The sequence below is a fragment of the Paenibacillus phytorum genome (genome assembly GCF_013141715.1).
Classification (GTDB): domain Bacteria; phylum Bacillota; class Bacilli; order Paenibacillales; family NBRC-103111; genus Paenibacillus_E; species Paenibacillus_E phytorum.
In genome coordinates this window covers 1-1815 of sequence record NZ_WHOA01000071.1, presented here as the reverse complement: position 1 = coordinate 1815, position 1815 = coordinate 1, and the positions used below count along the sequence as shown (strand labels likewise).

The 1815-nt window shown below is 39.6% G+C and carries 2 protein-coding genes; both read left to right on the top strand.

Annotated elements, in window-relative coordinates:
• Positions 1-423: 423 nt before the first annotated feature.
• On the top strand, positions 424-1266 hold the full coding sequence (locus tag GC098_RS09255) for a tyrosine-type recombinase/integrase (protein WP_171642894.1): 843 nt from the start codon (positions 424-426) through the stop codon (positions 1264-1266).
• A 155-nt stretch (positions 1267-1421) separates the two neighbouring features.
• The gene (locus GC098_RS09250) at positions 1422-1589 is read left to right on the top strand and encodes a hypothetical protein (protein WP_171642893.1); all 168 of its coding nucleotides are present in this window, start codon (positions 1422-1424) and stop codon (positions 1587-1589) included.
• Positions 1590-1815: the final 226 nt, after the last annotated feature.

The following is a 1815-nucleotide window of genomic DNA, read 5'->3' as shown; positions in this document are numbered from 1 at the left end:
ATTACATAGTAAAGAAAAGATATATATTCGACTTCTTGGTTTTATTGCCTATAGTTATCTTGTCAACCTTTACTGCGAATTCGGAAGCACCGATAACGAAATATGTAACAACTTTTTTAGTTCTTTTTGCTTTATCAATATTTTTGTTTATTTTTTATTTTAATCGACGCAATTAATTGTTGCCTATTCTTCTGTCAATTTTAAGCACCAGGAAGTTCAGAGGAGGCGGGCTAGTCCCGGATTCTTACACTACCATGTGTACCGTTCGGTATAAGGCGGTTAATGAAATATTACATGTATACCTTCGGTAGTCTTTATAGTTTATTGAGCTAACGGATAACGCTAGTTCAATATAAACAGATTAAAACCTCCCATTAGAAGAAAACCTAGATTTAATAGGACTAATAGGAGGTTTTATTTATTATGAACATAAGTCAATTGTGGAAACTGTATGAGGCCGATAAGCGCATCCAGGGATTTAGTATGCAAACTCTAAAAGCATACGCCCTGCAGCTAAAAATGCTGGTTAATGAACTTGGCGATATCCATATTTCAGATGTTACGCTTCAGCTGTTAAAGGAATATTTAGCGAAACAATCTGATCGATTGAAGCCAAGTAGTTTAGGGCATCGTATCCGCTTTGTCAGATCTTTGTTTCGCTTTGCTTACGAAGAAACCTACCTAACATCAAATCCATCTCTAAAATTAAGAGAGCCTAAGATGGAAAAACGTATTCCGAAGTTTTTAATCGAGGAAGATGTGATCCATTTGAAGATCTCTTGTCTATCCATGCGGGAACGAGCTCTTCTAGAGTTCCTATACACTACCGGTTGCCGAGTTGGAGAAGTACAAAAGATAAACATTGAAGATTTGAACTGGGAGAATTGCTCTGCAATCGTTAATGGTAAGGGATCGAAGCAAAGAGAAGTTTATTTCACAACCGAGTGCAAGGTCTGGTTGAAGAAGTATCTGGCAAGTCGCAAGGACTCTTGTAAAGCCTTGTTTGTAACCGACACTTATCCTACTCGCAGGATGGCCATTCCCACGATCAGGTGGTCAATAAAACGACTTGCAAACCGGGGAGAGGTCGCAACTAACGTGTACCCTCATCGTTTTCGTCATACTTATGCGTGTCAGTTGCTGGACAACGGAGCACCTTTGGATTTCATTCAAGGCATGCTGGGACATGAGAAGGCATCGACCACTCAAATATATGCACAGCTCCGCGGCGAGCGCAGAAGAGAACTTTATCGTCGATTCTTTTAGGCTTTCTCCGCCCTTCAGTAATGATGGTTTGAATCAGAATAATTCCAGGGTGGTAATCAGGTGAACTAAACCGCCTATCTGGCTTTAATTAGGCGGTCATTATGCTTTTTAGGGAAACTAAGCAATTCATATAATAGTAGCTAGGGGCTGCGTGCATGGAAACGAACCAAGAGACGGAAGAGTTTCTCATAAAGAAGTTGCGTAAATACATAGAAGGGTATGTTTATGATGCTGATCTATCCAGTAGCGAGTGTTTGAAAGTGATTGTGGAGATAGTACGTACCTATCCGATCACAGGAAAAGAAAATGAAATTAATAGTTGATAAAACAAAGAGTGGATAAATATCACAATAACTGATCCTTGTTTTTATTAAGCTCCCTCAGAGAATAGGGATATTCTCACGAATGCTCGCTCATTCGCAGGATTTCAAAATGCATGTTAAATAGGAGTTCCGGTGTTTGGGTTCTGTGTGACAGGAAGTTCCGTTAGAGCGCATGCGGGAACAGAAGGCGCTGATGTGTTTACAACATCTTCCATAATAAATTTAT

Excerpts from the sequence above, each read along its gene's own strand:
- GC098_RS09255 (WP_171642894.1), top strand. The coding sequence starts at position 424 with ATGAACATAAGTCAATTGTGGAAACTGTATGAGGCCGATAAGCGCATC.
- GC098_RS09250 (WP_171642893.1), top strand. The coding sequence starts at position 1,422 with ATGGAAACGAACCAAGAGACGGAAGAGTTTCTCATAAAGAAGTTGCGT.